Raw genomic sequence first — 25,094 nt, 5'->3', positions numbered from 1 at the left:
ACTGTCTCGACCGACTCGATCAGGAGCTGTCACGATGTTGAAGTCGGAACGATCGCCTGAGCCATTCGTCATCCTCGCGATTCGAGGAGCGGCATCCACTATCTGGAAGAATTACTCAATGAACATCCAAACGTGGTGAGCCATTGGGAATTTCTCAATGAGCATGATCCAAATTGGCCCGACAAGACGCGGCTTCTACGTACCGATCGTGAGCTTCTGGTGTGTGCCTACTCGCGTTATCCAACGCGGAGCGGCAAAATCGACGTGACTCATGTTGGGTGCAAGACCAATGAACCGCAGTTTTATGACCGTCCGGGGGGACGATGGCTGAGCTGGCCCGTGGCCCGCGCCTTAGGGCCGTCGTGTGCCGTAGAAATCCGCTGGAATCGCTCCGCTCACTTATGCAGGCGAGGCAAACCGGTGAATGGCTGAAATACGGCTCTGATAGCGCCGGCAAGCCAACGCCGCTCGTCAGCCTAAGCCTCAGCACACGCGAAACCTACTTCGAGACCACCGCTGAGTTCCTCGACCGGATCAGGCCGTCGTTCGCTTCGACCAACATCCTTGAGCCGAAGTATGAGAGGCGTCTTCGCGAGCCGCACCTGTGCTTGGAATTGGTTTGGGAGTTCCTCGGGCTTCATGTGAGGCCTGTTTCCGGTCGCGCCAAACGTCAGCGCCAGGAAGTGCGACCGCTAGACTAAGCCGTAGAGAATTGCGATGACTTGCGTCGCCAATTCAAAGAGGAGCCTTACGCAAGGTACTTTGAGTCTGCTGACGCCTGAGAATGGCTTGCTATACCGCGGCGCCTGCGCTCGAATACCCGCTGGTGGAAGCTGCTGCAAGAGCAGCATGGACCGCTCGGGTTGCCAGCGTGCGGGCGTCTTGAATTGGTATGCACCATTCGCCGGATGGGTGCATCATCCCTCCTGTTGCTGATGACTCCTTGAGGGTCGGGACGAACCGCGTGCGGCGGCATTCAATATCGGCAGCACCTTCCCTCACGCTTTCAGCCCAGATCTACTGAACGAAGCTTTGCGCAGCTGTGTGCGAAGAGAGCGAAGGTCCTGTGGCGCGGTCCTCGCGTTGCCGTTGTCGGAAAGCCAACGGAATTGATGTCTGGAACGCGCCAAGCAGGTCGTAAACCACAGGGCTTAGCTTCGCAATCGGCGTGAATCACTCTGTTGATAGAGATGGCCCAATTCGTGCAGCAAGTAGTTTGAGCGTAATCTGATAGGAGGCGTGTTTGAGGGCCGATCTGCCGAACAAGGATGCGGTCGCCAGACCAATGTCGGTTGACAACGAGGGCAGTTCAATCAAATCCGAGAAGGCACGCGCCCGGCGGAGAGAACGAAAGACGCTGCTCCTGACCGGAGCATCGCGTGGGATAGGTTACGCCACCGGAAAGCTGTTTTCGGAAGCCGGGTGGCGTATCATTTCTTGTGCGCGCCAACCGATCGAGGCTCGGCGATGCCCTTGGGAGGCCGCATCCAATAATCATATCCAGCTTGACCTCAGCGACCATCGCTTGCTGCCGCGCGCCGTCGCCGACGTCAAAGAGCGCCTCGCGGGCGCGCCGTTGCACGCCCTGATCAACAATGCAGCGATGTCACCAAAGACGTCGAGCGGCGCACGACTAACATCGTTGGCGACCTCGATCGAGACCTGGATGGATGTATTCCATCTCAATTTGGTGGCTCCAATTCTGCTTGCGCAAGGGCTCTTTGCCGAATTGAAAGCCGCGTCTGGATCAATCGTCAACGTGACTTCTATCGCAGGCTCGCGGGTGCACCCTTTCGCCGGCAGCGCATACGCGACCTCGAAAGCTGCTCTTGCGTGTCTCACACGCGAGATGGCTCACGACTATGCGCCGCATGGAATTCGTGTGAATGCGATCGCCCCGGGCGAGATCAAGACGGACATTTTGTCACCGGATACGGAGGCACGGGTCGTACCGAACATTCCACTGCGCCGGGTGGGGACCCCTGAAGAGGTAGCTAAACTCATCTTCTTCCTGTGCTCGGATGACGCCAGTTATATCACCGGCGTCGAAGTTCCGATTAATGGTGGCCAACACCTCTGATTGACTGGACATGAACCAATAAGTGTACGACACAAGCTTGTCTCTCTCTGTCGGCGACCGGCGATGGAAACTGCAAAGGGACACGTCAAGGAATTTTGGTCGAAAATCTGGTCAGGATATCTGTTGCGCGAGACGAAGGTGCAACACATTTGCACTTGCTCTTGCGGTCGCGTTGCCGAAGAGCGCCGTTTGCGATCAGGAGCCCGTCTCCGCAAAGCTTGCGGGTTAGGATGCAAATTGGCTCCCGTCATTCATCGCAACACCTTGGACCAACGAAAGACTTCGCTGCAATGCCATGGCACCAATGAGCACGATCAAAACCGTCTGCGTCTATTGCGGCTCCGGCCCCGGAACCAATCCCCGCTTCACCGAAGGCGCCAAGGCGTTCGGCAAGGCGCTCGCCGAGAACAACATCCGCCTGGTCTATGGCGGCGGCTCGCTCGGCCTAATGGGCGCGGTCGCAACCTCCGTGCTCGATCACGGCGGCACTGTCACCGGTATCATCCCCGACTTCCTGCGGCTGCGCGAGAACGCGCTGACCCGTGTGCAGGAGATGATCGTCACCCCCGATATGCACGAGCGCAAGCGGCTGATGTTCGAACGCTCCGACGCCTTCGTGGCGCTGCCGGGCGGCGTCGGTACGCTGGAGGAGCTGGTCGAGCAATTGACCTGGAAGCAGCTCGGCCGTCACGCCAAGCCCGTCCTGCTCGCCAACATCGACAATTTCTGGGAGCCACTGTTCTTGCTGCTGTCGCACATGCGCCAGATCGAGTTCATCCGCACCGGCTTTTCCGTCGATATCCTCAAGGCCGATCGCGTCGAGGATGTTCTGCCGAAGCTGAAATCGGCGGCTGCCCAGATCGCCGAGGCGGAAAAGCAACTCGCCCCGGACATCGCGCGCAAGCTGTAATCATTTCTGCGGAAACGTCACCACCTCGATCCGGTTGCCATGATCGGGCAGAGGAAAGTGATGGTGCGCATATCTGCCCCATGCTGCTGGGCCCGGGTGAACAGGAAAACGGCCCGGCTGTGGGTGACCTCGCAACCAGAATAGCGCAGCTCAGGGCGTGGCACCCGGGACCAATCCAAACTACGACACCTGAACTGCGGCCGCCTTGTTCTCGCGCAAAACGCCATCGCCCATCTTACAGATCACGATCGCGTCTAGCTGCGAATTGTGTCGGCAACTGCATTGCGCGAAGCACGAGCCAGTCCTGGAACCAAAGATGTGCTTGTGAAACGCACATGCGCTTTGTGGCGCTGAAGGGGGCGTGTCGTTGAACTCGAAACGTGGCTAATATCTCGATCCATCGAGCATGCTTGCCCGTGCAGGCAAGCCGGGAGCGCCGGCCGAGAGCCGGCGGGTGGCATGGCGCTCACGAGAACGTGGCGAAGAGCAAGAGAGCGCCCCAAAGCATCAAGCTGAGGCTAAGTGCCGCGAGCGGCCATCGATTCGAGGTCCTTAGGGGCTGGGAGGCATCAGGAGATAAATAGCCGTCGCCCTCACTCAGGTGTAGTCTTGGTGTGCGCCAGTGCATCATTCATCTCCTATTTGTGTGCTTCAATTGTCGGTTGATGGCCCGAACTCGTCGGCCAGAGCAAGCGCGAGCCGCGACCGGTCACGATCCGGGTGTTGACAAGCTCCGATGCGATCATCAGACGTCACATGTCCACTGAGAAGTCTCATGCGGCGCCGCGCCTGGTTTTCGGACTCGATTGTTGCCCGAGAGTGCCGCGATAAGTGTCTCGTCGGCTCGTTCCCGCTCCTCAGCGGCCGGTGTTGCGCGCAGCCAGACGATCAGGCTTTTGCAGCACCAGGCTGGAAGTCAGCTCGGCTCATGTCGAGAGACTGGAACATCACAGAGCGGGTTCGTCCTGGCTGAACTCCGCGGTCGACCGAGATGATGTTCTCGCTGGGCAGCCTGCGGGCGAATTGCCAGATCCACGGAGGATCACTTCGACTGCTTCGAAACCTCTCACAGCTCGGCATGGCGTTTTAGACACTCTACCTTGGTCCGATCCGGTTCCGTTCGTCGGAATCCCCAACGAACAAGCTCGGCTGCATCGCTCGCGCGCCATCTGAAGTGGAAGTAGCGGCCGGTTCGGCGGTTCATGGTGAGTCGGGTTCCTCTCAGTGATGCGTTGCGCCCAAGGCTGATGAAGCCGGTGACGGGTCATAGTCAGCGTAGCTGACCGCCAGCTGACGAACGAGAGAGTTATGCGAGCGCGAGCGGCTTTAGGCGGCACACGTTAAGAATCATGTGAATGTAGGCGTCTTGCGCGCGCAGCTGACGTTTCCGCGGAGAATTAAGGAGGCGCGTCCTCGTGCGCCGCTAAGATCGTTTCCGGTCCTTCTGCCCGATGATCTTCCGGACAGAGACCTTACGTGAATTCACCAAACGCAACCTGCCGGCGCGCGCACGTGAGGTTATCGCCGACTTGGCCGCCGACGTGCTGGCGCGCACGGCCTGTTAAAGGACTCGCGCTCAAGCTTTGAGATCGAAGGCGAGCATCCGCCGCAGGAGCGCATTCAACGCTGGGGCAGAGCCATTGGCGAAGCCGGGCGCAAGCCGATCGACCTCGACGAACTGCTGCGCCTGCAGCGCATCGTCATCGGCGACGATCGCTTTGTGCTGCTGGGCCTGCGCAACGAGGGGGGCTTTGTGGGCGACCGGGACCGCGACTCGGGCACGCCCTTGCCGGACCATGTCAGCGCAAGGCACGAGGACCTGCCGTCCTTGATCGAGGGGCTGGTCGCGTTCGACCGCAAGACAGCGCCGGATCTGGACGCGGTCCTTGCCGCCGCCATCCTCGCCTTCGGGTTTATCTATATTCACCCATTTGTGGACGGCAATGGCCGCCTGCACCGATATCTGATCCATCATGTTTTGGCGGAACGCGGCTTCAATCCGCCCGGTATGGTGTTTCCAGTGTCCGCCGCTATCTTGGATCACATCAACGATTACCGGCGCACTCTTGAAAGCTATTCGGTCCGCCGGCTGCCCTTCATCAAATGGGAGCCGACAGACAAAGGGAATGTTCGCGTCCTCAACGAGACGGCCGATTTCTATCGCTTTTTCGACGCCACGCCTCACGCCGAATTCCTTTATGAATGCGTGGCAAGGACGATCGATATCGATTTGCCGGCGGAAGCCAGATATCTGGAAGCTTACGACACCTTCAGGCGTAGCGTGACGGAGATCGTCGACATGCCGGACGGCACCATCGACCTATTGTTTCGCTTCCTGCGCCGGAACACGGGTGTTCTGTCGAAACGTGGCCGGGAAAAAGAATTCGCCAAACTGACCGACGATGAAATCGCCAAGGTCGAGGCGAGTTACAGGAATGCGTTTCCTGAGTAACTGCATCCTAGTGCAGGCGCACACACAGATGATTCAGCGCCGCGACAGACTCCCAGTGCCCACATTACTCCTATCGCATGCGAGGCACACCCGGCGGTGGTACTATGACGCGCGCACAAACATCGCGCTGCTATCACGTCCGGAAACCCTTCGACGTCTCAATGTGGTTGGCTGAATAAGGCAGCGCTTTTGCAGGTATCAGGCCGGAAGTGAATCGCCATAGCGATCTATAAATCGCACGAAATTCGACGCGTCGCAACATTGCTAATTTGATCTTTCGTGCTAGAAGCCCCGCTCTACAACGAGTGGAGATTTCCAATGGCGAAGAAAGTGAAGAAAGTAGTCCGCCGCGAGTACACGAAGGCGGACGTCAAAGAACTTCGCGCGCACTCCAAGGCGAAGGTGCCCGTAGCGAGGATCGCGAAGTCTATGAAAAGGACGGAAGGTTCTCTCCGTCAAAAGGCAATCAAGCTCGGTATCTCTCTAGGGCATCGCCGCTAAGATAGAGTGGAATAGCTTGGTGCGTCTCTCCCGACACCACCAGTACTCGCGGACCCTGAGTTTCCTTCGCAGGTGACCTGTCAGCGCGAGCGTTACGAAGTTTGAAACAGAATGAGGCTCGCTCTGTCATCGCGAATGAAGTTATGCGATCATCACTCGTCTGCGAGAACCGAGATGGACTCGCTGATTGCCGCGCCAACTGCTAGGGCACGCGCCGTCCCCCTATGACGAGTGAGCGAATGCTGGAAACAGAGATCAGACTGATCGTTGTCTTTTCGCTTTTCCATAGGTCTTAAGCCGGTCGACTTCATCACCTGAGTGAACGAAAGCATTCGTGTAGTTTTGACGTGCTCGAACAAGAGCAACAGAACCGGCGAACTTCACGCGTTATATCGTTCCGCGCTACAAAGGATTTCATCGTGACCAAGATGACCAAGAACCAGCTCATCGACGCAATTGCTCAAGGAACGCAGGTTTCCAAAAGTGACGTAAAGGCTGTCATCGAGCAGTTGGCGATCGTCGGCTACAAGGAGTTGAACGAGGCTGGCGAGTTCGTCATCCCCGGCTTCGTCAAGATGTCGGTCGTGAACAAGCCTGCTACTGAAGCCCGCAGCGGAATTAATCCTTTCACGAAGGAGCCGATGGAATTCGCAGCCAAGCCAGCCAGCAAGTCGGTCAAAGCGTCGCCGCTCAAGGTTGCTAAAGATGCAGTCGCGACATAATGAGGTCCCTTGCCGTGGATCGCGCTAAGTGGCGGTGGTGCGAGGACGGACGGCGCATCGAGGTTGCCACTGCCGGCGTAGGCATGCCGTATGAACCTCATCGGCCAACAGCTGGCTATCGGCCGAGTGATAAATCCTGACACGCCTGGCAGCGCGCCGCCAGTTCGGAGTCCGGGACGACAGCCACGATCAGACCTTTCGGATCGTTTGCGAGAACGAAGCGGATTCTCGCTCGTCTTGCCGCCCGTCCAGGCGCGGGCGAGGCATGGCCGTAAGTGGCACGGACGTCAAAATCGTCGCGATCGGTAACGCCAAGGTAAAAGGAAGGCCTGATCGACGCCGCGGCGCGTGAATTGGTGCGATCCGAACGTTGCTTTCACCGAGCCGGGGAAGACGCCCGATTGCGCATCCGGCCATAGAACGGCGCCGAAACTGAAACCAGGCCGCAAACGGCAACAGCCTTGGTGCGGCGGATGGCGCCTAGAAGCTATTCTGATGCTGTGCGGCCTAACGACACGTCGATGATGATGATGGTTGTCATGATGGTGCCGTCGGCGTCTGCTCGGCAGCAGCATCGTCATTTGGGGTAATCGGCGGCAACCGGCAGCCGCCTGGATCCCGCGAACTCATGCCGATGTTGATGATCGGTGCCGATCGGCCGGCGGTTCCTGACGTCCGGGCCAACGGCCTATCATCGGGGGCAATGCCGTGGGAGTACTCGGCACTGCGCGGAGCGAGATGGCGGCCCATACGGCGTTAGAACCCGATGTACCCCGGACGTGGTCTGCACCCAGTCGCCGTCTTGTATGCGGTGTGGCTCCTCGGACTATGACCAGTATCCTCGAGGGGCTGTTGCAGCTTGCGATCCCGAGGCGTAGCTTGGGTTCTGGCTTATTCTATTTATACCAGTTCTAGTTTATGGCATTCAGGTGGTCATACTTGCTCGGATGCGCATGGTTGTTGACGATATCTGCGAGTATGTGTCCCGGTACGACACCGACGGCCTGACCAATGTCGTCTCAAAAATCCTGAAAGCAGCCACTCAGGGAGAGACGTCGTCCGACAGTGTACCGCAGGTTCGCCGCGACGCGCTGTCGAAGCCGCTGACGATGTGGCGATAGTTACAAGAGGGCGGGCGGTGAACTTCCAGGTCACAGTTCTTAAGATCCTGGTGAGCTATCCGGACGGGTTTGCCGTGATGGCGGACCTAAAGCGCGACATGGCAATCCTGGCGACCAGCGGGAGCGATTGGGCCGAACGCACTCGACGACTGGGTTCGCTCGTGCCCGACCTTGACATCTTCTCGCAAGCCCTGATCGAACGTATGAACGGCGGCTGGCGCATAACGGAAAAGGGACGCGCCGTCTTGGAGTTCATGGAAGCGCGCCCCAGCCGTCCGGAGCCCGCAAAAGATCCACCTGAATACTCCATCCCCGCGGCCCCGCTGCCGGTGCTCGCGCACTCAGGTCGGCGCGGACGGCGGCAGCGCCGCCGCTCCGACCACGTGCGAAGAAGCGCAAACGCTTCCTGACCCGCTCGCACAAGCGGGACATTCGGCCGGACCGCAGCCTCAGAGGATCAAGGCTGGCGTCAGCCCGCGCCGATAATCCAGTATACGCGCTGGGTCCCGTTCGTTTTGAGGGCGTCAAAACAGCCGTCCTCAAATCTTCCTTGGTGATGAGACGAGCGCGCGCAGATCGCAGCAGCACAAATGCCTCAACTGACGCATGGCTTGAGGCATGGCTTGCCCACTTCCTGCAGGTCCTCAGACAACTTGAAAAGCGAGGCTCCGCCTGATCAAACCGGTCCGAGCTCCCGGAGAGACGGAAGCAAGTTGTAGCGCAATCCGCGCTGTTTGGTCCAAACCTTCGGCTTTAGGGCACATTGACCGGTGGCATGGATGCGGTTGGATGCGGCACGAAACCAATCTTGTGCTGACCGCGCGCCGCCAGCATAATCACAAAGGCCACAAAGAGAATCACTAGGCCACGCATCCAAAAAAGACTCCGATGTTTGTAGCCGATATATGAACTCGCAGACGTGGGTGCCATAGCGGCGCTCCTGTGCGCGTAGTCCGCCGCTATCGACACGACCGTACCGGCTAGGAGGCTGACGTCATCAGCCTGGAGCTCTCGGTGAACACCATTGGAAAACTCGCCGCTCGCAAGCTCTCGAGCGCCGACTCTTCCTCCGACAGACGTCTGCAGACGTACTGCCGGTCTTGTTCGGTGAGCTTGGTTTTCAGCAGTCTTCTGTGGCGATGGATGGTGTTCCGATGTGTGCGCATGCGAGCCAAATTGTCTTCCATCATGGCCGTCATCCATCCAATGCCCGTCGATGATGCTTTTCGCCCAGCCGATCGGACTGAAGCTTGCGATCCATTCAAGGTCGGTCGGCTCCAGCGAAGCGACCGAGAGCGCTTTGTTTCGCGCTCGACAAGTAGTAGAGATCCAATTTCTCAGCCCGGTCAGCCTCACATGCGTGCAGGACTCATGCCGCTTGATCCAGCCCCGTTCGACCGCGAATGTCAGGCCCGTTCGGAAACCGCTGCCGGTGCCGCTGGCATCGCAAAGGAACGGACCATTGATTGGGCTCGATGCCGCCAGCGATCGCTCGCGTGCCGCCGCTTCCGGATCAGCGAACGGGTGGCCTGCACCGAACTTCATCCCGCCTCGCCCGGACCTGAAAAGATCGAGGCGGGCGGCGTGGTACGCGGAATCGGCAGCGGACGCTCCGTCGGCCGTGGCGACCGCCCCAGATTTCCGCCCTTCACGTCGTAGCTGCCGGCCAGCTTCAGCAACCGCTGCCTGGTGAACGGATCGGCCCGCTCGGCGAGATCACGGGCCTGCTGCGCCAGTTCTCTGTAGAATTCCTGCCCCATAATGCATTCTCACTGGCCGCCCCGGATCCAAGGACGTGAAGTCAAGCCGTCGCTTCGAAAAACTATTTATCCAATTACTCAGGCCAGCTCTCTCGACCTGAGATATTCCATTGTTTTCGCCGCAGCACCGCTAAATGTCCCGCATTCACGATGGAAAAATGCGTTCTTTGGCTGCAACGGCAGGAATAGGGCGCCGCATCCGGAAGTTTTTTTGTGTTCGCCCGTTGAAGCGGCGCGGCGCAGCAAGAGCTGCTTTCGTCGACGTAAGCCGGGCATTTGTCTTTGGACCAACGGCAGCTGCCGATGAGGTCTCAATCAGTTCAGACAGACCGTGTTTCGTGGGCCGAGACTTGGGCGAGCAGGAGGCCGAACGAGACCCGCGAAAGCTTCGAGGCGGTTGCACTCTTGCAAGAAATCCATGCGTCCCGGAGTGAGGATCGACTGGCCTGAACGCTTAAGGCGCTCCTTGAAGCGAAGCTGTCACTGACCGGCAATTGGTTCTGCCGGAAGAGCGAGAATTCCGCGGGACCTTCGGCCAGATGTGTGCGCGCGGTTTCAGCTTCGCTGGATCCTATCGGAAAAGTCAAAGGTGTCCGGGACCCGCGTTGGCGGTGACCAATGCCGGGACATCATCCGCCTGGAGGGGACGATGAATAGCCGCCTTCGGAAGAGCGCCAAAAGATCCAATGACGCTTTCATCCAGCCGGAATCCATTGATGCGCGGCGCGGGCCTTGCGATGTTGCCCACACACATGCGTCCAAGCATGGCTAGGCAGAGGTCTTGCATTTCCCGATTTACGCCTCCGAGCGCGCCAAAGACATGCCCACTCTCGGCCCTGATCGGGGTTTCAATGTTGTCGAAGTAGTTGCCCTCAATCAGGCCTTGAACAGACGGTCCGGCATCCAGGGCGTGGAAGAATCCATTGTGCTGCAGCAGCTCGGTGTTGTGGAAGTAGTTGTTCACCAGATGAATGACCGACCGTAGACCGTCAATGTGCGGAGCCCGTCCGGAGACCTCATGGAAGTAGTTGTTGGCAACCGTGATCGACTGAGGACTGCCAAGGAAAAGCAGGTTCCAGTAATGCGCTCCGTTGCAATACGAGGAGTAGTTATCCCTGCCATCAAAATCGTTCCACGAGACCGTGATATTCGTCGTCGCCCCAAGGCCGCCGGCAATCATCTGGCGCCCGATGTTATGAAAACGGTTATGATCGATCCAGACCCGGTTCGCTCGCGAAATCGCAATTGCATCGCCCGCGAAGACAATGCCGGGATTGATGTCACGGATGGTCAGGTTGCGGACAACGACGTTGCTCACACCATTCAGTCGCAGTCCCTTGCCCCTAATTGTAGCGTTTGATCCGACGCCAATCACGGTCTTGTTTGATCCGACCTCCAGGGGACGCTTGCCCGCTTTGTCGAAGCTGACTTCCATTTTGAGCTTGCCGTCGCAGTGCGGATCGAGCCCATCCAGGAGGAGAAGCGATTCACCCTTGTATGGCGTCTGACAGGTGCTGCTGTATTGGCAACCTGGACCCTCGCCACGCCCTTCCGTGCCTGTGAAGTCTATCGTCCCGGCGATCAGGACAACGCGCGGGCTATCGTCATTGCAGAGTCCAGAGCTGTACGAACGACACAATTGATAAGTCAGATCTTTGAGTGAGCTGACCTGAACCACTTCGCCTCCCAGGCCGCCCGTCGTTCCAGCACCAAAGCCCTGTGCGCTGTCCCGTCGCGGATTGCTCGCTGCGATAGCACAGGAGATCCCAACAATTCCGGCGAGTCCAGCGAGCATTCGCAATGACCGTTTCAGCTGGCACACCGCTTGCCTCGTAGACATCGACTCTCCATCGGCAAATGAAACAAACGTTGAAACGACCCGTCGTCTGATCCAACGGCCAGCCGCGCGGATCGAGTCTTGGTGGCATTGCTGGAATCCCGGCTCGACGGTGCCGATCCTGTGAGCCGTCTAAATACATTAGCCTAGCATGCCGCAAGAAGAATCTGAAAAGTAGCGCACACTTTCCGTGGTGTGGCGGTGGATGACGCATTCCCATCGAAACTCAAGTACCGATGATCGAGCGGCTCGCCCGAGGCCCTAGAGATCTCCTGGTCAATGGACCGCTGCCAAACGTCAGTTGCAATCAACATCACTTGGATAAGGCGGTCCAGCGAGTCTCGTGATGTCGTCTGCACAGGACAAATGAGTACAGGAGAGAGGGGCCGAAGTCATCGCCCTCGTATCTTGTCGTATCAGTGTTGTCGGGTTGAAGACATCCGTACGTGGCACTCAAGAACGACAGACAAGGAATTCCGCGAATTCGCGCGAAACACCCCGGCCTTCTACACCTATCTACAGCGCGTTGGAACCGGCACGCGAGTTGCTGAGGTGAGCAACGCGGCTGCTCGATCGCAGCGCGTGATTCAGTGTCGTTTTTGGGAGCAAAGACAGTGGCAATTGGAATCGTGAGATGGTTCAACCCGAGTAAAGGCTACGGCTACATCGCGCCGGACGACGGCGGCCGTGACGTGTTCGTTCATATCTCTGCGGTGCAGAAGGCTGGCCTGGTCTTACTCCCACAAGGAGACAAGATCAGCTACGAACCAAAGATCGGCCGCTCGGGGAAAATATCAGCCGAAAACCTGCGCCTCATCTAGCAGTTCTGCTTTGGCAAGCGGGGCGGAGGCCCAGGTGCCATAATGGCGTGCGCCTTATGCTTTCATGACCTGCCTCACGTTTTCAAAGTAAGTCTCTGGCGACCCTTGTCCCACAGGGATATCGATCATCGTTTTCGAACAGAAGGGCCGGCTCCGAGCCGGCGTCAACACAGTTGCCAGTTGGGAAGCTTCGCCAGCAGATGTCGTTCGACGTCTCTGTTGTTCTTTGTCGGGCCGCGCTTGAGGCGCAGGCGAAGCCGGGTCAGCATATCGGGTCGGCGATAGCCGTTTCGCGGGACTACCGCAGCAGGGTTGTACCAGCACGGGCGCCGGGAATCACCAAGAACGGCGCGGGTCATGAGGTCGATGGCCGGGACAAGCCCAGCCATCGATGTGCGCCCAATCAGTCTGACTTCGGCGCCGGATCGGCGGCAGGCAGCGCCGCGGCTTGCGGTGTGCGGCCGACTATGACAGTGAGGAGGCCTTGGCCCCACAGCCGCTTGGCGGCCGCATTGGCGTCGTCCAGCGTGACCGCATCGACAATGGCGTTGCGCTTCTCGATGTAATCGATCGGCAGCTTATCATGCTGGTATTGCAGCAGCGCATCGGCCAGCTTGGAGGAAGTGTCGAGCGCCAGCATCTGCGAGCCCTTGAGGTAGGACTTGGCATCTTCGAGCTCCTTTTGCGTCGGTCCCTCCTCGGCGATGCGGCGTACCTCCTTGTCGATGGCGTCGATAGTGTCGCCGGCGCGGTCGGCGCGCGTGCCGGTATTGCCGATGAACAGCGCCGAATGCTCCATCCAGTGCAGCGATTCCGATACCGAATAAGCCAGACCCCGCTTCTCGCGGACTTCATGAAAGAGCCGCGAGGACATTCCGCCGCCCAGGATGTGACTGACGACATAAGCCGCCATGAAGTGCGGATCGTCGCACCTGAAGCTGGGACCGCCGAAGGTGATCACAGTCTGAGGCACGTCGAGCGGCACGAAGGCGCGCTGCGGTGGCTTTGCCGCCTCGATCTCCGGGACCGGTGCTAGATTGGCCTTTGCTGGCAGGGCGCCGAAGGTCTCGTCGAGCAGCTTGCCGAGAGTATCTGGATCGACGTCGCCGACGACCGCGACCTTCAGCGTGTCCTTGGCCAGCACGCGGCCGACATAATCCTTCATGTCGGCGACCGTGATGGTCGGCACGCTCTCCAGCGTGCCGTTGGTCTGCCGTCCGTACGGGTGCTCGCCAAAAGCCATCTCCAGGAATTTGCGGCTTGCGAGGGAGGTCGGGTTTGTAGTCTCGCGGCGCAGGCCCGAGATGACTTGGGAACGGATGCGCTCGACATCGGCCGCGTCGAAATGCGGCGAGGTCAGTGCGGACCGCAATAGGTGAAAGGCCTCGTCCCTATTGTCGCGCAGCATCCGCAGGCTGCCCTGGAACCTGTCTTGGGTGGCACGGAAGCGCAGCTCGATGGCGCGGCGATCAAGACGCTCATGAAAGGTCTTGGAGTCGAAATCGCCGGAACCTTCGCCGAGGAGGCCGCTGACCAGGAAGGCGACGCCCGGCTTGTCCTTGGGATCCTGCGCCGAGCCGCCGGCGAAGGAATATTCCATGGCGATCAGCGGCACGGTCGCGTCCTGTACGAACCAGGCTTCTATGCCGCCCGGCGAGACCAGGCGCTGGATCTTTGCGGCGGCCTTGGAGGGCGAAACCGGAGCCAAAGCGAGCGCTGCGCCGGCGGCCAACGACAGGACGATGCGTCGGGCGTAAAGGATGGGATCGATCACAAACGTTTCTCCTCGCGCTTGGTGGTAGTCTTGGCGTTAGTCTTGGCGGTAGCGGTGTCCTTGATCAGATAGCCGGTGACCGAGCGCTTCTTATCGAGCCAACTTTGCGCAGCCGAACGGACCTGTTCGTCGGTCACGCCGCGGATTCGGTCCGGCCAGCTTCGAATGTCCTTGATCGAGAGCCCGGTGCTCAGCGCGCCGCCATACCAGCCCGCTAGCGCCGCCTGGTCGTCCTGGGCGTAGATCGCTCCTGCAATGAGCTGCGTCTTGACCCGCTCGAGGTCCTCGGCGCGGATTGGGCTCGCAACGATGTCGGCGATGACACCGTCGATGACCTGCTCGATATCTGCGAAGCTGACACCGGACTTCGGCGAGGCCGAGATCGCAAACTGGGTCGGGTCGAGCGAGATGCTGGAATAGCTGGCGCTGGCGGACACCGCGAGCGGCTTGTCGACGACGAGCGCGCGGTAGAGATAGGAGTTGCTGCCGCTGCCCATCAACTGCGCGAGCACGTCGAGCGCGGCGTTCTCGCCGGCCGCGGCCGTCGTCGCCGAGGGCACCAGGTAGTAGCGGTGCAGGACGGGCTGCTCGACGCGCGGGTCGGTCAGCGTGACCGTGCGCGGGGCTGCCGGTTCCGGCTCTTGCGGGCGGACGCGCTGCGCCGGGATCGCGGGCTGGGCCGGGATGGGACCGAAATTGCGTTCGACCAGCGCGCGGACTTCGGGGAGTTCGACGTCGCCGGCAATCACGACGATCGCGTTGTTCGGCGAATAAAAGCGGCGATAGAAGGCGAGCGCGTCCTCGCGGCCGAGCTTCTCAATCTCCCGATGCCAGCCGATCACGGGCCGGCCATAGGGATGATTGAGATAGAGCGCGGCCATGATCTGTTCGCTCAAGCGCTCATTGGGACTGTTGGCGACGCGCATGTTGTACTCTTCGAGCACGACGTCGCGCTCGGACAGTACGTTCTCGTCCTTGAGGATGAGGCCGTTCATACGGTCGGCCTCGAACTCCATCACCGTCGGCAGTTGCTCGCGCGGGACGTGCTGAAAGTAGCTGGTGTAATCAAGTGAGGTGAAAGCGTTTTCGTTGCCGCCGACGCGAAACACCGTCTTGGAAAATTCGCCGATCGGGTGCTTTTCCGTGCCCTTGAACATCAGATGCTCGAGAAAGTGGGCAAGCCCGGATTTGCCGGGCGTCTCGTCGGCGGAGCCGACCTTGTACCAGATCATCTCCGTGACCACGGGCGTGCGATGGTCCGGGATCACCACGATCTGAAGCCCGTTGCTGAGCGTGAAGCTGGCGGGCGGCGCCGACGTGAGCGTCGTCTCGGCAAGTGCGCTGCCGGTAGAAAGACTGCAACTCGTGAGCAGTGCAGCAAGAAGGTATGCCGCCGATCGGTCCGAGGACATTGAGATTCGTGTAAACATCCGAACCCAAAGATCCCAGGAGAAAGCGCGGTAGAGCGCCCGGCTTTTAGCTCCAATATTGCCATCGACATAGTTCGTCAGTTGCTGGATCGGCATGGCTGTTCAAAAGCTCCATTGCAGTTCGTCAGGAAAGAGGAATTGGTGGTGAGCGATTGTCATCTCTCGGCTGCTCTATACTCCCGGATGTTCCAATCGAGAGTCTGCGCGCTTCTGCAGGACCATGTCGGTCCAACGCGATGCGAATCGTCCAAAGCATTAGCCGTGCCAAAGAGGAAACTTCGCAAATACTAAAGGGCAGTTCGAACAAGCGATGTTGCGTCTCCAACATGGTCATGTATCGGACAACGCCAATGTTGTTCATTTGCGTTCTGGATGCGTCGCCCTCTATCCTTGTACGATGCGCTCACTTCTGGTCTTGAATAGGCGGAGATGCGCAGCGAAACCCTTTGACAGACGTGATGCGAAGATTGTGCTGAAACGCCGGCGTTCTGACGCGAGTCGATGCTCCCATTGCATACGGCACCCATTCAGGGTCACGGCACCGGACGGATAAAGATTGCTCATCACTGAAGTGACTTGGTAAACCACGCATCCTGGTAAACCGCGCAATGGGCCCCCCGCGGTCGCACCGCAGAAGATCATTAACCAGCAACGACGCGCTGCCGTCGGCGTCAATTACCAACATTGGTAGTTGACGGCGGTGCAGAATGCCGCGCGCGTCGCTTGTTTATGCCTACATCCATTTTGCAGCGTATCTGCTTGGGTCGACTATCCTTGCGGCTTCTTGGCCGGAAATCTCTCCAATGCATGCGTCGCCGAATGAAAGTTAGGATGAAAGCGCCAAGGACCAACTGCTGCTCGTCGACGAGCTGAAGGCGCGGTGCCAACGTCAATGACCCAATCTGCGGAGCAGCGGTCACGTCGAAAGAAGGACTTGAATCGCATGCCGCGTTAGGTTGTAGGCTCGGTGTGGCGATCAAACCAATTGATGCAAGTCTCGATGGCGCATCGAAAAGTGCGCACCAATGCCAGCCATGGGAGTGAACGGTGTCGAAAGCAAGATCGACGACAAGGGCGCAAGCCGGAAGGCCAACGCTCTCCGCTCCCGATGACGATCCCTATCTCTGGCTGGAAGAGATAGAAGGCGGACGGGCGCTGAACTTTGTCGAGCGGCAGAACGGCAGGACGTTGCGGGCCTTCGGCGGAGCGGCCTTCAAGCGGGATCGCGATGCACTGGCTTCGATCTATGATCGACCGGACAATATTCCCTATGTCGGGCGGCGTGGTGACCATCTCTACAATATCTGGAGGGACGCCAGCAAGCTACGCGGCCTGTGGCGAGTGACCACATTGGACGAATTTCGCAAGCCGAATCCTTCCTGGGAAACCTTGCTCGATATCGACCAGCTCGCGGCAAAGGAAGGCGAGGACTGGCTTTTGAACTCAATTGCCTCGCTGCCAGGAGATCATCCACGAATCATTGTGAGCCTGTCGCGCGGCGGCAGCGATGCCGTCGTCTTGCGCGAATTCGACCTTAATGCGAAAGACTTTGTGGCCGACGGCTTCACGTTGCCGGAAGCCGAGAGTGGCGCCACTTGGATCGATCCCGACACGCTGCTGTTGTCCAGCGCACATGGCAGCGGCATGGCAACGACAGCGGGTTATTCGAGGACCGTGCGATTGTGGCGCCGTGGCGAGCCTGTGGAGCGCGCCGCCGTGGTGTTCGAGACCACACCAGATCGCATGTGCGCCTGTTGCGAAGTCGATCGGACTGGACAATGGCCGCGTGTCTGGTTCTTCGATCACCTGGACTTCTTCAACGTCGACGTCTGGCTCGGAACCGAAACCGGGGGGAGTGTGAAGCTCGACCTTCCCTCCGACATCTGGCTGCGAGTGCACCGGGACTGGTTTGTGGTCAAGCTGCGCTCAGCATGGACCATTGCCGGCGTCACCCACGGGCCCGATACGGTGCTTGGGATGTCGTTGTCTGCCTTTCTGGCCGGCGATCGCAACTTCACGATCGTTTTCGCGCCGGGTCCGCGCCGGGCTCTGCAGGGATTGTTCTGGGCCGACGACAAACTCGTCCTTTCCATCCTCGACGAGCTACGCCCAGTATTCGAGACTTGCACGCCCTCGTCCGGCGGCTGGAGCCACGAGAATTTGCGCGGGCTGCCCGGCATCGGCGTGGTCGACGTGTGGCCCTTCGATAGCCATCCATCCGAAAGCAACGGCGACCTTCTCGCCACCGTGCAGGATCCGCTCACGTCACCTTCGCTGATGTTGATCGAACGCGGCATCTCCAGCCCGATCGTGCTGAAGCAGGCGCCAAAGACGTTTAGCGCCGAGGGCCTTGTGGTCACGCAGCACGAGGCGATCTCGATCGATGGCGAGCGGATTCCCTATGTACAGACCGGTCCAGCCGCGGACAGCGGCAACGCGCCGGTCCATATGAGCGGCTACGGCGGCTTTGGGCTCTCAGTGAGGCCGTACTACAATCCGGCCCTTGGCAAGCTTTGGTTGGAGCGTGGTGGCACCACCGTACAGGCGAACCTGCGCGGTGGGGGCGAGTTCGGCACACGTTGGCACGATGCCGGACGGCTTGCCGGCAAGACACTATCGCATGATGACTTCGCGGCCGTGGCCGCCGATCTGGTGCGCCGGGGCGTGACTGAGCCGAGGCGGATAGCCGCCGAAAGTGGGTCGAACGGCGGCATCCTCATCAGCAATATGCTCACGCGCTATCCTGCGCGGTTTGGCGCATTGTTTTGCACGATTCCTCTGATCGACATGCGTCGCTACACAAAGCTGCTTGCGGGTGCGAGCTGGATCGCGGAATTTGGTGATCCCGACAAGCCTGAGGAGTGGGAATGGCTCAAGACCTATTCCGCTTATCATGCGGCCAAACCGGGCCAAAGCTATCCGTCGATTCTGATTGCCACCACGCGGCGGGACGATCGGGTTCATCCGGGACACGCCCGCAAGATGGTAGCAAAGCTTCAGGTGATGGGCTACGAGGCCTATTTCTACGAAGCAGCCGCGGGCGGCCACGGCTATGGCAGGGACCACAAGGAGCATGCCAGTTTTCAGGTGCTTGGTTTTCAGTTCCTGAAGAGGAAAATCGGCTGGTTGGACGATGAGGTCTAAGCGAGCTTCACCCTTAACCTATGGCGAGCGCTGATCGAGCGGGACTGAAATGTTGGGAGCAGACAAGAGAAGCAGTACCGTCACTGCTCCAGGCTCTGGCGAGGTGAGAACGACGTGAGAACGGCGCAACTAGCCGAGAGCGACAGGTTCAGCATCATCGCCGCGCCTGCACAGGCGTGTGTGCTTCCTGGTCGGCAAATTCGCCGCCGAATTTCCCGAGATCGTCCGGCACAACGCCACCACGGCCCACACTGCCGCACGTCACAGCTGGCCGCCTTGAGTGATGCGCGCGGAACAGCTTCGAGCAAGACAGCACGACTTCGAGCGGAGAACCGGGATCGAGGAGAAATGGTGTCTCGACCAAGGCTCCCTCGGCACCTTCTTCAGCTTCCCCCCAAATTCGTTGGACGCCTGCAACCGCCAAGGATGAATTTGTTTGAGGTGCGATCAACACAGTTGCACTGGTCGGACACGTCGGTAGTGGCAGGCGGTGATGTTTTCACGCAGCAACAAACGATCCGTTCGTCGCAAATATAAGAAAGTTGGTTTTCCAACCAACACAAAAAAGAGTGCGTCTTCGACTCGCGCCGTAGTTCATTCTCTGAGACTATCGGCCAATGGTATCCGACGTGCGCGTTGTTGACCTAACTGACATTGCGTCCACATGCTGACTCCGCTGATCGCCGAATACCCCATAAACGATTGTGGCGTCGCATTAAACAGCCGCGGGCCTGCTCGCATCGAGCAAAATGCGACCTGCGTCAATCGGTCGCCAGTCTGACCGAGCTCATTTAGCTCGCCAAGTAAAGCAGGATACCACCGAACGACACATAGGGTCGCCATAGGATGCGGAGTGTGTCTGGTAGCCATGTTGCGTTGGTCGAATAACGCTTTAGCCGTGAGGCCGGCTACGATCGAAACCTCGGCCAATCGCCGAGAAGGCGGATTTCATTAAATCTTGAGCCACCGTCAGCAAGCGAGGATATAGCGACCTCTCAATGGTGTGAACGAAGGCGTCATTGGACCTTCAAGTTATCAGCATATCTACTTTGGGTTGTTAGCTGCGGCAGCTCCGTTCCTGCCGCTGAACTACATGGTGGAGGATGTGACATGGTGACGACTTGTGAGGTGTCGGTCGATGATGCCGCAACGGTGACTCGGATGGCTAGTGCACTGCTTGCCGAACTTGGGGCCGGTCACGTGGACGCCGGAGTAGATACTCAACTGGTTGCCGAACTGCTTGCCATGAAAGAGCGCATCTCGGGGTTTCTTGCTTTTGCGGAGGAACGCCCCGTCGGCCTCATCATGCTATCGGAAAGCGCCGCCCTCTTTGCCCGCGGAACCTATGGCATTATCACTGAGCTCTACGTGGTGCCGGATCAACGATCATCTGGTGTTGCGATGGCGCTCATCGACGCAGCCGTTACCCTTGGGACAACAAAAGGGTGGGGCCAACTCGAAGTAGGGGCGCCAAGGCAGCCGATGTGGAACCGCAGTCCCAGGTCAGCATTGTACTTGAAGCTCGGCTTCTCAGAGATTGGCCCGCGCCTTAAATTGCCATTGCACGGCCTAGCTTGCCCACGAGGGCAGGGTAGCCCTGCGGCTCCAACCCGGCAGGAGCCTCGGCGGCGCCGCGCACCGCGACGCGGTATCCCGGATTCAACCGTTCCAACATTGCATAATTGTGTGTAGCACTTACGCGGATTGCGGCGGCTATATCGCGTCGTCAGGCGCGCTTGATCTCTCACCGGGCAAGGCAGACATGCCCATTGGTGTCGCCCTCGCTAAGCCCTTCTACGTTCTTGATTCAAGGCTGCGAACGTGAAGTGCGCTTAGCCGCGCCATCCTCACAAGGGCCAGAACTCCGACGGCGACTTCTGTGTCTGACAACTATATTTCGGATTTGGCCGGCCTAGACGGTCGGCATCGCATCGATGCCTGCGCTGGCGTATGCGTAGGATGTCCCCGTGGCGGCAGGACGTGTCCTGATGCAGTACGCATCTTGGGATGACAGCCCATGCACCGGTAGGGTCCGGCGATGATAGGCGGGTCCAGGCCCGTTATCAAAAAGCTCGCCAGCAAAATGATTGCCGATAGTTCGCATTCTTATCGACAGTTGTTCGATTTCCCTCAGCCGATCAATCATGCTGCCAGATGGCGTTCTTCTTCGGGCGTCCGGTCCCTCGAACGGAATCGAGTAAAGCGGAGGGGCACATCCCGAAGACGAATCAGATGCGAGTTAACGATTGCGCCACGCGCCATCGAGCCTCGTCAACGTAAGCCCCCCCATCGTCGCGATGAAATTACGCTCGAGACGCGGCTTGCAGCCTGCATTTTTCCGTTCACGATGCAGTTTTTGTGCGTGAGTCTGCGTTTTGCGCAAGAAAGCGTTGAGCGAGCGAGCCGGCGACGAGGAGCGCTGGATTGCGGTCCCACGATCTCTTCATGCAGCTGACCATTCGCGGCTAAAGCGCAAGCAGCAGCAGCATTTGACTGCGCGCGAAAATGCCGGCATTTCCAACAACGGGCTGAACTCGACGGATCTTCCGCGCAAGCCAATTGGATACGCAAATATGCGATAGCGACTATTGAGCCCCTGGTGTTGAACTGCTCCAAGCCTTTTTGCGGCGACGACGGGCGGCGAGGAGACAGGCGCTCCCAATAGCACTTGTCGAAAGGAGATCACTGGAGCTCGGCGAGCGCGATCTTTGCAAGATGGCACTCCCTTTGGCACCGCTCACTCGTTGGGTCGCAACTCCGGATCGTTCAGTTTCAGGGAAGTATGGGCTACGGGGCTCGCCTCGTCGGTTGTCTCGTCTCATGAAAACAAGCGATCGGACAAAGTTGCACAAGGATGCGCCCTCGGTCGCCGGGATCTCTTGACCATCGCCCTTTATCGCGTCACGAGACAAACCAACACGGATGAGAGTGGCAGGCTGAGGGATGACGAATGTGATTGATCAAGTGAGCAGTTTGGAACCACCGCCCGTCTTACACAGGTCGTCCAGACGGTTTGCGTCGTTTTTCGCGCTCGCGGCCGTATCCATCGCTCTGTGTGCCGGGGCAGCCTATTTTTGGACCAATGTCCAAGAAAGTTTCGAGAAGCCGTCGGCTCGTGAAGTCGTCGCAACGACAGGCCTGTCAGCGGAAGACAGGGAGGCACTTTTGGGGATTCGGTCCGAGCAGCAGAAGGCAAGTGATCAAATTGGAGAGATCAATCGTAATATCGGCGCGCAACAAGATGATTTGAAACGCATGGCGGATCAGATCGAGGCGCTGACATCGAGAATTGAGTCGTTGCAGAAACCGACCGTCCCATCCTCCGTTCTTCTGGCTCCTTCTTCTCCGCCGCCAGCTGCACCGGTTCCGAGGCCGGCCAAGCGAGCGGTCCAACCCGCTAAACCAGAAGGGCCGGTCTCGGTCGGGGGCGCGCCACTGATCTCCGAACCGAGCACCAACGAGCGTTGATGTCGGGCGATGCCTTTCTGGTGGACGGTTTTGCCGAAACAAGGACTGGCTGCGCGACGTCGGTCAACGAAATGGAGATCGAGGAGGGCTTCAATCGGGTCCATGTCTTCCGAGAAGAGGAGGTCCAGGCCTTCACCGACTTCGGTATGGACTACTGATCAAGTTCGGCCGGATGGACAAGGAACTTCCCACGCGGCTCAAGCACTGCAGATAGTCCAATCAGGCTACGTCCTGCGCGGATGCGTACTCTCGAGCCGATGTCTCGATACATCATCGACCGCCACGTGCTGTGGTTAACGAAGCCACGTGTTCGAGTTCAGGCGATCTCATGCGATGCGGGACGCCTCCTGCAAAAAAATGCTCCGCATCCAAATGCTCGCCGGATCAGCGTTGTGAAGAGCAGGCCATTGGACAGTCTCGGTGAACGCAAAAACCGGCAACGGAGCTTGGATCATTCGCAACGGCATTGTGTTCTCGAAATGCTTGAACATCCGCGATGGCATTGTCGCTATACGATCAGTTCCCAACAGCAGAGGAGGGATCAGGCTAAAGCCCGGCACAGCGACCTCAATGCGAATCTTGAGATCGTGCTCGAGCAAGAGCCATTCGTCGTACGACGGTCTGATCGTTCGCCCGAATTTGGCCGCAACCTGTCCAATCGACAGGTATCTCTCTAACGTAAGCGGCTTATTTAGCTGCTTGTTCATGCGGCAGCCGACGTACACGCATCTTTCGTCAAACAGCGGCATTTTGGGATGCGTGCGCGACATGAACAATTCCGGACAAACCAGGAAGTCGATCTCACCGCGCCGGAGAAGCTGATCGGGGTCCTCTTCGGGCGGCAGCAAGTCGAAGGAGACGGCGGGAGCTTCCTGCGCGACGCGGTCCACGACCTTTCGAAGAAACACGGTCATCATGAAATCGGAAAGGATGATCCTGAAGCGACGATTCGATTCCGCCGGCTTGAATCCATCGGGCGAAATAATGGAGAGTTGGATGTGCGACAGAGCCTCGCGAATGGGAGCAGCAAGCGCTTCGGCTCGCGGCGTAGGAACAAGCTTGCGACCCATCATCGTAAAAAGCTCGTCGTGAAAATAGGTGCGCAACCTGGCCACGGCGGCGCTCATGGCCGGCTGACTCAGATTGATTCGCCGCGCCGCCGCGGTGAGGTTCGGCTCCGTCATGAGAGCGTCGAACGCGACGAGAAGATTTAGGTCAAGGCCGTTGAAACGCATGGCGCGAAGTTATCCATCGTGTCGATGTGCTCCATCTAAACAATCGATTTTACCTACTCACGGGAGTCGCGGCAAACCTTGGATGGAGAGTTAGAGTCGAGGCATAGCAGGATGATGACGAACTTCTGCACCTGTTCCGAGAGAAGTTCAAACTATATGCGAACGTCTAGTTTAGCACAGGGTCATTGCAGGCCCGTATCGCCAGAGACTGCACAATGTGCGAAGCGACAGGCGTTCGCCGGGTTGGATACGGCAAACCTTGGTATAGCTTTCCCAACCCTTCGTATATCAGCTTCTTGCTTCCGAAGAATCGAGGAGCCCTCCGACTTCGCTTTGGGTTTGCCGTGAAACGCGAGCAGGCGACTGCAGTTACGAACTGTATCTGCAAGCCGGCGAAGGAATCGCGAACCATTCCAGAGTGCAGAGCGGTGTTTGAAATCCCCATGCAGCGGTCGGTGATTGCAAGGCATGTGAAAAGACGAAAGCGCTGTCGCCTCGCGACCGCCGGACGCAGCGCGGTCACGGGTGGACACTGCAAACATCATAAAGGTCGGACAACTCGGCATGTTATGTGCGATCCTTCGCCGGTTCAGCCGGTCACGTGCTCGGGGCGAGTGCCCACGAGCTTCTCATAGAGCGCTGGATCAGTCGCGCCCTCGGTATTGATCAGGAAGACACAGGCATTTGAATCGAGCCCGATCTCCGCACGCAACGCTGGTTCACCCGCCACCTTTGCCAATCCGGCGAGACCTACCGCGCCACTTTCGCCGGCGACGATCGCCGGATCGCCATCGACGGGAAAAGCGAGCTCCTTCATCATCGCAACCGCCTCGTCGTCCTCGACAGTCATAAAGGCATCGGCAACACGCGTGAGAATGCGCCAGGCAACAAGTGATGGCTCGTAGCATTCAAGCATTGCCATGACAGTTGGTCTGTCGTGTGGCACCTGCACGATCTGCCCGGCCCTGGCACTCTCGAGAAGGCAGGCGGCTTGAGCTGGCTCGACCACAGTGAAGAAGGGCCTGTCGTTTCCGAATACAAGCGAAAAATGAGCGGCAGTCGCCGCGGCGATCCCTCCGACACCGGCTTGGATAAATACGTGGGTCGGAGGCTTCGGCAGTGCGCCAAGGGCCTCACGAAGCAATGCTGTATAACCTTGCATGACGAGGTGGGGGATCCGTTCGTAACCCAGCCAAGATGTGTCGGAGACCACAATCCAGCCCCGTTCGGCGGCGATTTTCGATGCCGACGCAACGGAATCATCATAATTGCCCTGAACACGTTCGATACGGGCACCATACCGCGCGATAGCTCGGCAGCGCGCCTCGCTGACTCCAGCATGAACAAAGACGACGCAGTTCGCGCCGACGAGTTGGGCTCCTTGTGCGACTGACCGGCCGTGGTTGCCGTCGGTGGCACATGTCACGGTCATACCCGAGGCGAGTGTGGCGACCTCCCGCGAGCGCCACTCAGAAATGTCCACTGGACGGCCCCATCGTTGCGAAGCGAGCTCAAGGACGATCTGTATTACGGCATAGGCCCCACCGAGTGCTTTGAAGCTACCGAGACCCAGCCGTTGTCCTTCGTCCTTGACGTAAATGGATCCGACACCCAGACGACGCGCAACGGCAGGAAGTGAAACCATCGGGGTAGGGGCCGTCCCCTCTCTATGCTGGAGAAAGCGCTCTACCGCCAAAGCAGCCTCAACGCCGAGAGCATCGGCGTCGGAAGAATCGAGCGGCGAGCGATAATCACTGAGCGTATTGCGGAGCAACATGGCGTTGTGTTTGTTGACCAGATTCAGCGGCATACATACGAAAGCGAGGCTGCAGAGCGGTT

Annotated in this window: 19 protein-coding genes and 1 pseudogene; 13 read left to right on the top strand and 7 right to left on the bottom strand. The window is 58.8% G+C overall.

What is annotated here, in order from left to right:
• Nucleotides 1–34 precede the first annotated feature (34 nt).
• The 8 genes and pseudogenes from H1B27_RS08795 (at nucleotide 35) to H1B27_RS08760 (ending at nucleotide 8,196) form a co-directional block, all read left to right on the top strand.
• A pseudogene (locus H1B27_RS08795) lies at nucleotides 35–782 on the top strand (sulfotransferase domain-containing protein).
• Nucleotides 783–1,285: 503 nt separating this feature from the next.
• The gene (locus H1B27_RS08790) at nucleotides 1,286–2,080 is read left to right on the top strand and encodes an SDR family NAD(P)-dependent oxidoreductase (protein WP_197965819.1); all 795 of its coding nucleotides are present in this window, start codon (nucleotides 1,286–1,288) and stop codon (nucleotides 2,078–2,080) included.
• A 304-nt stretch (nucleotides 2,081–2,384) separates the two neighbouring features.
• Nucleotides 2,385–2,990 carry an LOG family protein gene (locus H1B27_RS08785; RefSeq protein ID WP_197965758.1) on the top strand — a complete coding sequence of 202 codons (606 nt, stop codon included), beginning with the start codon at nucleotides 2,385–2,387 and terminating at the stop codon, nucleotides 2,988–2,990.
• Between the two features lie 1,720 nt (nucleotides 2,991–4,710).
• A complete protein-coding gene (locus tag H1B27_RS08780; RefSeq protein ID WP_311976934.1) occupies nucleotides 4,711–5,442 on the top strand; it encodes a Fic family protein in 732 nt (243 codons plus the stop codon).
• 318 nt (nucleotides 5,443–5,760) lie between these two features.
• On the top strand, nucleotides 5,761–5,943 hold the full coding sequence (locus tag H1B27_RS08775) for a hypothetical protein (RefSeq protein ID WP_027532989.1): 183 nt from the start codon (nucleotides 5,761–5,763) through the stop codon (nucleotides 5,941–5,943).
• Between the two features lie 419 nt (nucleotides 5,944–6,362).
• A complete protein-coding gene (locus tag H1B27_RS08770) occupies nucleotides 6,363–6,665 on the top strand; it encodes an HU family DNA-binding protein (protein ID WP_197965757.1) in 303 nt (100 codons plus the stop codon).
• A 953-nt stretch (nucleotides 6,666–7,618) separates the two neighbouring features.
• Nucleotides 7,619–7,786: a vWA domain-containing protein gene (locus tag H1B27_RS08765; RefSeq protein ID WP_197965825.1), complete on the top strand. Its 168-nt coding sequence runs from the start codon at nucleotides 7,619–7,621 to the stop codon at nucleotides 7,784–7,786.
• A 17-nt stretch (nucleotides 7,787–7,803) separates the two neighbouring features.
• Complete coding sequence (locus H1B27_RS08760; protein ID WP_197965756.1) at nucleotides 7,804–8,196, top strand: hypothetical protein; 393 nt, start codon at nucleotides 7,804–7,806, stop codon at nucleotides 8,194–8,196.
• Nucleotides 8,197–8,539: 343 nt separating this feature from the next.
• On the opposite strand, the gene H1B27_RS08755 is transcribed toward H1B27_RS08760, so the two are convergent.
• The 3 genes from H1B27_RS08755 to H1B27_RS08745 form a co-directional block, all read right to left on the bottom strand.
• The gene (locus H1B27_RS08755; RefSeq protein ID WP_197965755.1) at nucleotides 8,540–9,331 is read right to left on the bottom strand and encodes a hypothetical protein; all 792 of its coding nucleotides are present in this window, start codon (nucleotides 9,329–9,331) and stop codon (nucleotides 8,540–8,542) included.
• Nucleotides 9,328–9,546 (bottom strand): hypothetical protein, encoded by a 219-nt coding sequence (locus H1B27_RS08750; RefSeq protein ID WP_197965754.1) that lies wholly within the window; start codon nucleotides 9,544–9,546, stop codon nucleotides 9,328–9,330. Before H1B27_RS08750 ends, H1B27_RS08755 begins: the two co-directional genes overlap by 4 nt.
• A 583-nt stretch (nucleotides 9,547–10,129) precedes the next feature.
• On the bottom strand, nucleotides 10,130–11,386 hold the full coding sequence (locus H1B27_RS08745) for a pectate lyase family protein (RefSeq protein ID WP_197965753.1): 1,257 nt from the start codon (nucleotides 11,384–11,386) through the stop codon (nucleotides 10,130–10,132).
• A 611-nt stretch (nucleotides 11,387–11,997) separates the two neighbouring features.
• Here H1B27_RS08745 and H1B27_RS08740 point away from each other — a divergent pair.
• Nucleotides 11,998–12,204, top strand: coding sequence for a cold-shock protein (locus tag H1B27_RS08740; RefSeq protein ID WP_197965752.1), 207 nt, complete (start codon nucleotides 11,998–12,000; stop codon nucleotides 12,202–12,204).
• 403 nt (nucleotides 12,205–12,607) lie between these two features.
• Here H1B27_RS08740 and H1B27_RS08735 read toward each other — a convergent pair whose 3' ends face one another.
• Nucleotides 12,608–13,975, bottom strand: coding sequence for a M16 family metallopeptidase (locus H1B27_RS08735; RefSeq protein ID WP_197965818.1), 1,368 nt, complete (start codon nucleotides 13,973–13,975; stop codon nucleotides 12,608–12,610).
• Nucleotides 13,975–15,390 (bottom strand): M16 family metallopeptidase, encoded by a 1,416-nt coding sequence (locus H1B27_RS08730; protein WP_197965751.1) that lies wholly within the window; start codon nucleotides 15,388–15,390, stop codon nucleotides 13,975–13,977. Before H1B27_RS08730 ends, H1B27_RS08735 begins: the two co-directional genes overlap by 1 nt.
• Before the next feature lie 1,065 nt (nucleotides 15,391–16,455).
• Here H1B27_RS08730 and H1B27_RS08725 point away from each other — a divergent pair.
• The 4 genes from H1B27_RS08725 to H1B27_RS08710 all read left to right on the top strand — a co-directional run bounded on the left by H1B27_RS08725 (nucleotide 16,456) and on the right by H1B27_RS08710 (nucleotide 22,178).
• Nucleotides 16,456–18,552, top strand: coding sequence for a prolyl oligopeptidase family serine peptidase (locus H1B27_RS08725; protein WP_197965750.1), 2,097 nt, complete (start codon nucleotides 16,456–16,458; stop codon nucleotides 18,550–18,552).
• A gap of 1,110 nt (nucleotides 18,553–19,662) precedes the next feature.
• Nucleotides 19,663–20,244 (top strand): GNAT family N-acetyltransferase, encoded by a 582-nt coding sequence (locus H1B27_RS08720; protein ID WP_197965749.1) that lies wholly within the window; start codon nucleotides 19,663–19,665, stop codon nucleotides 20,242–20,244.
• Between the two features lie 1,251 nt (nucleotides 20,245–21,495).
• Nucleotides 21,496–22,020 carry a PilN family protein gene (locus H1B27_RS08715; protein ID WP_197965748.1) on the top strand — a complete coding sequence of 175 codons (525 nt, stop codon included), beginning with the start codon at nucleotides 21,496–21,498 and terminating at the stop codon, nucleotides 22,018–22,020.
• A complete protein-coding gene (locus H1B27_RS08710; RefSeq protein WP_197965747.1) occupies nucleotides 22,020–22,178 on the top strand; it encodes a hypothetical protein in 159 nt (52 codons plus the stop codon). The genes H1B27_RS08715 and H1B27_RS08710 overlap by 1 nt, the downstream gene beginning before the upstream one ends.
• Nucleotides 22,179–22,346: 168 nt before the next feature.
• Here H1B27_RS08710 and H1B27_RS08705 read toward each other — a convergent pair whose 3' ends face one another.
• Both H1B27_RS08705 and H1B27_RS08700 read right to left on the bottom strand, forming a co-directional pair.
• Nucleotides 22,347–23,255: a LysR family transcriptional regulator gene (locus H1B27_RS08705; protein WP_197965746.1), complete on the bottom strand. Its 909-nt coding sequence runs from the start codon at nucleotides 23,253–23,255 to the stop codon at nucleotides 22,347–22,349.
• A gap of 589 nt (nucleotides 23,256–23,844) precedes the next feature.
• Nucleotides 23,845–25,032 carry a diaminopropionate ammonia-lyase gene (locus H1B27_RS08700; RefSeq protein ID WP_197965817.1) on the bottom strand — a complete coding sequence of 396 codons (1,188 nt, stop codon included), beginning with the start codon at nucleotides 25,030–25,032 and terminating at the stop codon, nucleotides 23,845–23,847.
• Between the last annotated feature and the right edge of the window lie 62 nt (nucleotides 25,033–25,094).

It is taken from the genome of Bradyrhizobium diversitatis (assembly GCF_016031635.1).
Taxonomy (GTDB): domain Bacteria; phylum Pseudomonadota; class Alphaproteobacteria; order Rhizobiales; family Xanthobacteraceae; genus Bradyrhizobium; species Bradyrhizobium diversitatis.
Note: the sequence above shows the minus strand (reverse complement) of the source record. Positions and strands in the feature narration are given on the sequence as shown.